This window comes from uncultured Succinivibrio sp. (assembly GCF_902756765.1).
Taxonomy (GTDB): domain Bacteria; phylum Pseudomonadota; class Gammaproteobacteria; order Enterobacterales; family Succinivibrionaceae; genus Succinivibrio.
The window spans coordinates 1-6,169 of the sequence record NZ_CACVSS010000134.1 but is presented as its reverse complement, the minus strand read 5'-3'; the positions used below and the strand labels follow the sequence as shown (position 1 = coordinate 6,169).

7 protein-coding genes are annotated in these 6,169 nt (G+C 39.0%); 2 read left to right on the top strand and 5 right to left on the bottom strand.

Features of this window, described 5'->3' with window-relative positions:
• Nucleotides 1-69 precede the first annotated feature (69 nt).
• From QZU45_RS12535 to QZU45_RS11340, 5 genes are all read right to left on the bottom strand, one after another.
• Nucleotides 70-540 (bottom strand): ImmA/IrrE family metallo-endopeptidase, encoded by a 471-nt coding sequence (locus tag QZU45_RS12535; RefSeq protein WP_366925496.1) that lies wholly within the window; start codon nt 538-540, stop codon nt 70-72.
• 11 nt (nt 541-551) lie between these two features.
• Entirely contained in the window at nt 552-1,142 is a 591-nt protein-coding gene (locus QZU45_RS11355; RefSeq protein ID WP_295355370.1) for a helix-turn-helix transcriptional regulator, read from the bottom strand.
• A gap of 667 nt (nt 1,143-1,809) precedes the next feature.
• Nucleotides 1,810-3,765, bottom strand: coding sequence for a filamentous hemagglutinin N-terminal domain-containing protein (locus QZU45_RS11350; RefSeq protein ID WP_295355368.1), 1,956 nt, complete (start codon nt 3,763-3,765; stop codon nt 1,810-1,812).
• A gap of 44 nt (nt 3,766-3,809) precedes the next feature.
• On the bottom strand, nt 3,810-4,151 hold the full coding sequence (locus tag QZU45_RS11345) for a hypothetical protein (RefSeq protein WP_295355366.1): 342 nt from the start codon (nt 4,149-4,151) through the stop codon (nt 3,810-3,812).
• A complete protein-coding gene (locus tag QZU45_RS11340; RefSeq protein ID WP_295355364.1) occupies nt 4,090-4,368 on the bottom strand; it encodes a hypothetical protein in 279 nt (92 codons plus the stop codon). The genes QZU45_RS11345 and QZU45_RS11340 overlap by 62 nt, the downstream gene beginning before the upstream one ends.
• Before the next feature lie 97 nt (nt 4,369-4,465).
• On the opposite strand from QZU45_RS11340, the gene QZU45_RS11335 reads away from it, so the two are divergent.
• Together QZU45_RS11335 and QZU45_RS11330 are read left to right on the top strand one after the other, a co-directional pair.
• A complete protein-coding gene (locus QZU45_RS11335) occupies nt 4,466-4,978 on the top strand; it encodes a hypothetical protein (protein WP_295355362.1) in 513 nt (170 codons plus the stop codon).
• 25 nt (nt 4,979-5,003) lie between these two features.
• Nucleotides 5,004-6,169: IS1634 family transposase (locus QZU45_RS11330; protein WP_295355360.1), on the top strand; the 1,166-nt coding region annotated here is incomplete at its 3' end.

Below are 6,169 nucleotides of genomic sequence, written 5' to 3'. Positions count from 1 at the left end.
AAAAATATCAATAGCACCAATATTAAAGAGATCGATTGCTATGTTTGCATCACTGATAGCAATTCGCATTTAGTACACAGCCCCCAACTCACCAAGTTCTTCTATAGACACATTTAGGTATTGAGCAGCTTGACTGGAGGTTATTACGTCCTCATTTAAGGCTTTGAATACTAAGCTTTCATATTTAAATGAACTGTTTTCTGAAAATAAACTTTTCTCAGAGATGTTCTTTAGCTTAGGATTGGTATTTTTTCTAATAAAATATCTCTTAAGAGAACTGTCTGAGATTATTTTTGATGAATTCAATCTATATACGATAGCATCAAAAGAAAGGCCATATTCAGCTTGAAGAGCCTGTATTTCCTTTACATATATAGGCCCATTAGGTACAAAGATTTCATTTAATTTAGGTGATGGCAGTAAAAACTCATTAGCAAAAGTATTACATAAAGACTCTATTTCCCGACTTTCAAGATCAGTAAATTTCAGATACAGATGAGCTAATTCATGAACAGCTGTGAAACGCTGCCTTTCGGTAATAGTATTTTTGTTTACAATAACAACAGGACGATTACCGTATTCTTTAATTTTTGAAGATGCCCCATCAAAACCATTATATCATCAGAAATTCTGACAGTTATAATTCCGTGGTTTTCAAATAGAGTGCTGACATTTTTTATAGGCTCATTTCCTAATCCCCACTGAGTTCTCAATGCTGAAGCCAGCAATGAAATCTCCTGTGATGATTTGATAGGCTCAAGATGAGATGACAGCAGTTCTAAATCAGATACAACCTTAACATTCAATAAATCCTCAATTTCAATTCTTTTCTCAAGAAGATCAAAAACCTCAAGCTCAATCTGCTCCTGTCGAGATTTAGTCAACTTTGTCTTCTTTCTGAAATCAAAATCAAGTTTCTCAAAAGAGGTTTTACGAAAAAGATAATCTATAGAAACATCTAAGATTCTATGAAGGTCAATAAGTATTTTTGAATTAGGGAATGACTTACCGTTCTCGTATTTTGAATATGCCTGTCTGGTAATATGAAGGTTGTCAGCCACCTGCAAAGCAGAAAACCCCTTTAATAGACGAGCATTCTTCAGTCTTTTTGAAAAAATTTTTACAGAGTCGTCGTGATCCATTTTTACTTCCAATGTAAATAAATTATTACATATACTTACATTATATATAATTTTATATATTCAAATGCAACTAATATATAAAAATATCTAAAAGAAAATAATTTAATGATGCATCATGGATGCACTAAAGTTAAGTTAAGAGGTGTAGAAAAAATTCTTATTAAAGATGAAGCATTAAGGAACCAATAACGCAGATGATGACGCTGTATGCAGAATTTTATTGAAAATATTTACTTTTTCATAGAGAGTAAAGCAGGAGAACCTGTCAGCACAGACAATTATACACAAATTCATAACAGACATATCACATCAACTCATATTCAAAACCGTTAATTATTGTAAAAACTTATTATCAAAAAAAGAAATAAAATACAGCTGATAAGATATTTCGTTAATTACAATATAAGCACATTTTGAGAAACAACTAAATAGGATCACCAATTGAAAATTATAAGGATCTCGTTTAATTCTAACAGCTACTACTTTGGTATAAATCAGGCTTATGCCCCATAAGTAATTAGATCGGAGGATTAATGGCCCCAGTACATTACATACCTGGAGCCCAACCTTCTTATAACATCGCTTCTGATCCAAAGATTAGATAATACTTAATAATGTGGGGCTTCCCCAAAATGTGGGCCTAGCCTAAACTAAAAGCAGTACAAATCTACGAAGTCTTTTCCTTTTCAGATCTCTTATAGGCGTAGGTTTTTGCTCTTTCTGAAGGTTCATTATCCAGATGCAGAGAGGCAATAAGTCTTGGAGAAATCATCTCTCTGTTGATTTTCACGCGGTCCATAAAGCTTAGAGTAGCTTTATAGCGCTTGCACTCATACTTCTCATCCTTAAACTGAGGCTCGGCATCAGAGATATCTACATAGCGAGGCTGCTCATAAAGCTTAAGATTATCCCCGTGATAGGAAATATCCTCAGTAGCAGGGATTCTGACGGTAGGGTCGATAACCTTTACATAATGAGGGACTGTTAAAGAGGCCTCATTGTTCTTTACAAAATAGAACTCAGTACCCTCAGTCTTTGAGGAGTAGGTATGAGTATACAGGGCCGGCTCTGAGATATTTCCCTCATAGTCATAGGCCACATTCACATAGTTTTCAGTCTTAAAGTGTGGATTGTCGGTAAAGGAGGAATACTCATAGCTCTGAGGATTATCCTTACTGTAGACAATTTCAATATCCTCATCCACAAAGAAGGGAGCATAGAAACCGATATTTGAGTAGCCCTCTCCTCTTTTTATGAACCTACCTGAAGTATCTGAGTAATCCTCAGAGTAATTCTTTGATGAGCGGTTATCGCCGAAAAAGGAGAGCTTATCCTTACTGTCCCTTCCCATATAGCCTGAGAGTTTTGTATCTGAGGCATTCACACCTGCAAGAGAGCCTCTGACATAGTAGTCATAGGAGTTAAAGCGCTCATAGGACTTATCAGAAAAAGAGGTAGAGACATTGCTTAGGCTGTTCTGGGTATAGCCCTTTTCGAGCATACCGCTAAGATCTCCGGTATAGATGGTTACAGGAGAGTTGTACTTATTCTGAATATCAAAGTTCTCAACTTCCACATTCTCTACCCTGCTGTCCTTCATTCTGCCGCAAAGAGCACCGGCATAAACCTCAGAGGCTTTAGTATCAATATTTACAGAGGAGTCTTTGAGCTTAAGATTTTCAACCGTGGCACCGTCCAGTTTTGAGAAAAGCCCGTAGTCCTGCTGCGCTTTGCTGTCTGACTTTAAGGTATAGCTTACAGTGTTGTAGGCACCATCAAGACTGCCGTTAAAGCCCTTATTGTCATCAAGAGTACGGTTTATCTCCCCTAGCTCCACATCATTGGTCACAAAGTAGCTGCCGGAGGTATTATCCCTTATTTTTGAAAAGTCCTCTTTTGTGGACAGAGCGGTCTCACCGGTATGGTCAATCAGCCCATCCTCCTTTTTTAGCTTATAGGTATTCTCAATATCAAGCTCCTTACGTCCGCCGATATCAATTCTTTTAGTGGAGCTTCTGATTTCAAGGTTATCTCCGTCAGTGTTGGTCAGAGCCTTTGCCTTTGAGTTAAGATCATCTCTGGAGATATCCTCAATATCACGAATAATAATCTGTGAGCCGTCAACTCGCAGATTGCCGGTACTGATTTTTCCTATGAGCCTGATTTTACCCATGCCCTTATAGGAAAGGTTAAGCTCTCCTGAGTCAATGAAATCACTTACGGTTTTCTCACTGATTTTAGAGGTGGATAGTGCAATCCTGGCGGCATGAATCTCACTGTTTCTCCCAAGGGTGATGCCATTGGGATTAACCAGATAAAAGGCTGAATTGCCGTTTGCCGAAAAGCCGATGTAACCGTCGATTACCGAAGCCTTAGAGCCATGCACCAGATTCAGATACTGATGATTGTCAAAGAGGACACGATTCTCTGAGCCCACAGAGAAATCCTCCCAGGAGATGACATTACGCTCTGAGAGCGAGAAAATCACCTGGGTCTTGTCTTTATTGATGATAGTGGCATCGCCGGTAAGGATTCTGGCACCGCCGGGCAGTATATCTGAAGCATAGGCACAGCCTAGGAGCATACCTGTAAATACAGGCAGAAGTTTAATTAGCTTATTCATAATTATCTTTAATCTTAAAAACTGAAACTTTTCTTTTAATCTTTTTAAACCATGTAATAACCGAATTTCATCAGCAGCTTTACACTGTCCTGTGCATACTCGCGGTTGGAACCCACAGCCTTGTTCAGAGAAGCATTGACATAGAAGCCGTGATAAACGAATTCTCCTCCCACGCCTACGGCATAGAAGCTCTCCTTCTTTTTATTCTCATGGTTTCTGGCATGAGCCTGCATGAAGTCTGTATAGATATTGAAGGTCGGATAGCTCTTAACCTTATAGGTGAACTTCAAATCATCAAAGATACCGTTATCAGCGGAGGCGGTATTAGAAGCAAAGGCTTTGACTCCATAGGCACCGCAGGGGGGTGAATCTGTCGGAAGGGTCAAGGGAGGTTGAGGCTATCTGCATACTGTAGCTGTTGCTGATATTAAAGAACTTGTTGATATCAAAGGATACCGAGCCGTCAAGGGTGGTGATGAAATAGGACTTGTCCTCATAAAGGTTGTACTCATCATCATTCTTAAGCTGCCCATAGTTAAAGCGCAGAGTGTTGGCAAGATTTGAAGAAGCAAAAAAGTTGTCCAGCTTAAAATCGGTGAACATACCGTAGCTGTCCCTTATGGGGCTTTATTTTTGACCTGATTCACATATTTGTATAAAGTAATATACTGTAACATATATATCATGGTATAATATCCCTGTGTCTTTTTTTCAGGGTAGCGCCATGTACATCAACATCATTTCCAACGGCAAATACAAATACGTTTATATCAATGAGTCATATCGTGAGAATGGTAAGACCAAAACCAGACACGTTCAGAAGGTTGGTCGCTATGATTTACTTGAGGCTAAAGATCCGAATTTCCTTGAAAAGCTGAAGGCTCAGTACGAGGAGCCCCGCAAGCGTAATGAAGAGCTTAAGGAAGAAAAACTGAATGCCATGGTGGCATCTCTGGACAGGGTTATTGAGCCTGATTACTTATCCAATGCAGCTCCTTTACTGTGTTATGGCATGGAGCCGGTAAGAGCCGTCTGGAATAATGATTTAAAGCTGGACTATCGTCTTAACTATCTGCAGGAGCATTATTCTGAATGTGAGTTCAATATTAACGATGCTGTATTCTACCTGTCAGCATTCAAGCTCATCAATCCTTCATCCATAGCTTACGCCTACGATAAAAAAAATCATAAAACATCTGAATCAGAGAGTTGAGGAGATTACAAACAGAAAGCTGAGCATGGTTTTTTATGATGTAACCAATGCTTACTTTGAAGCACCGCTTACTGATGAGGAAAAGAAATACATCGACCATTCAAATCTGGAAGAGATATTTAAAATTATCAATGAATACCTAAAGAAACATAACCTGCCTCAATTAAATGAGCTTGAGGATTATCTCGACGAATATGATGAAAGTTTAATGTCACTGGAAGCATGTGATCCGTTCAAGTTATTCGATGACAAGGGAAGACTGGTCCTTGAGAACTTCCCCAATGATTTAATTTACGAGCTCAGACAGTACCTTTTCCTCAGAATGAGAGGTCTTTCCAAGGAGCATCGTTTTGATTTGCCTCTAATCTCCATAGCACTGGTTATAGATGAGCTTGGCTTTCCTGTGGATTATGAAATCTATGCCGGCTGCAGCTCTGAATTTACCACCATGAAGCAGTCAATAGAAAAAATAAAGGAGAAATATCATATTGAAGATACCGTACTGGTGGCAGACAGAGGACTAAATTCAGCAGAGAATCTGCAGATGCTGCTGGAGCATGGGTATGGCTTTCTGGTTGCCCAGAAAATCTCCAATCTCCCTGAAGAAATACGTCAGCAGATGTTAAATCAGGATGGATATCAGACTCTGGGAAACTGCCAGTTTGAGAATTATCGCTATAAGGTTATAGAAAACTTTATAAAGGAAGACAATAAAAAGACCGTAAAAGTGCCATGTACACTGGTAGTCAACTTCTCTAAAGAAAGACAGGAGCGTGATTTACTCATTCTGGAAAAGGACCGACAGGAAGCTCTGAAGGCGGTGGAAAATAATCAGAGGATTTATTCTAAGAAAAAGTCCTGGCAGCAGATGGTTCAGATTAAAGATTCCTCAGGAAGCAAAGCTGTATCCTTTAATCAGGAACTGTATGAAAAACGCAAGGCTGAATGCGGTTATGCAGCTATGGTCTACCACAAGACCCCAAAAGATAATATGTCAGAGCTTAAGGGAGAGCAGATTGCCTCTGCTTATCACCAGCTTGTAAAGATAGAAGAGTGTTTCAGAATCCTTAAGACCAATATCCGTCTAAGACCGATGTATGTTTACTCTCCTGCCCATATCAAAGGTTATGTGATGATTTGCTATCTCTCACTGCTTTGCTACAGAACCATGGAATATAAGCTGAATCAGGC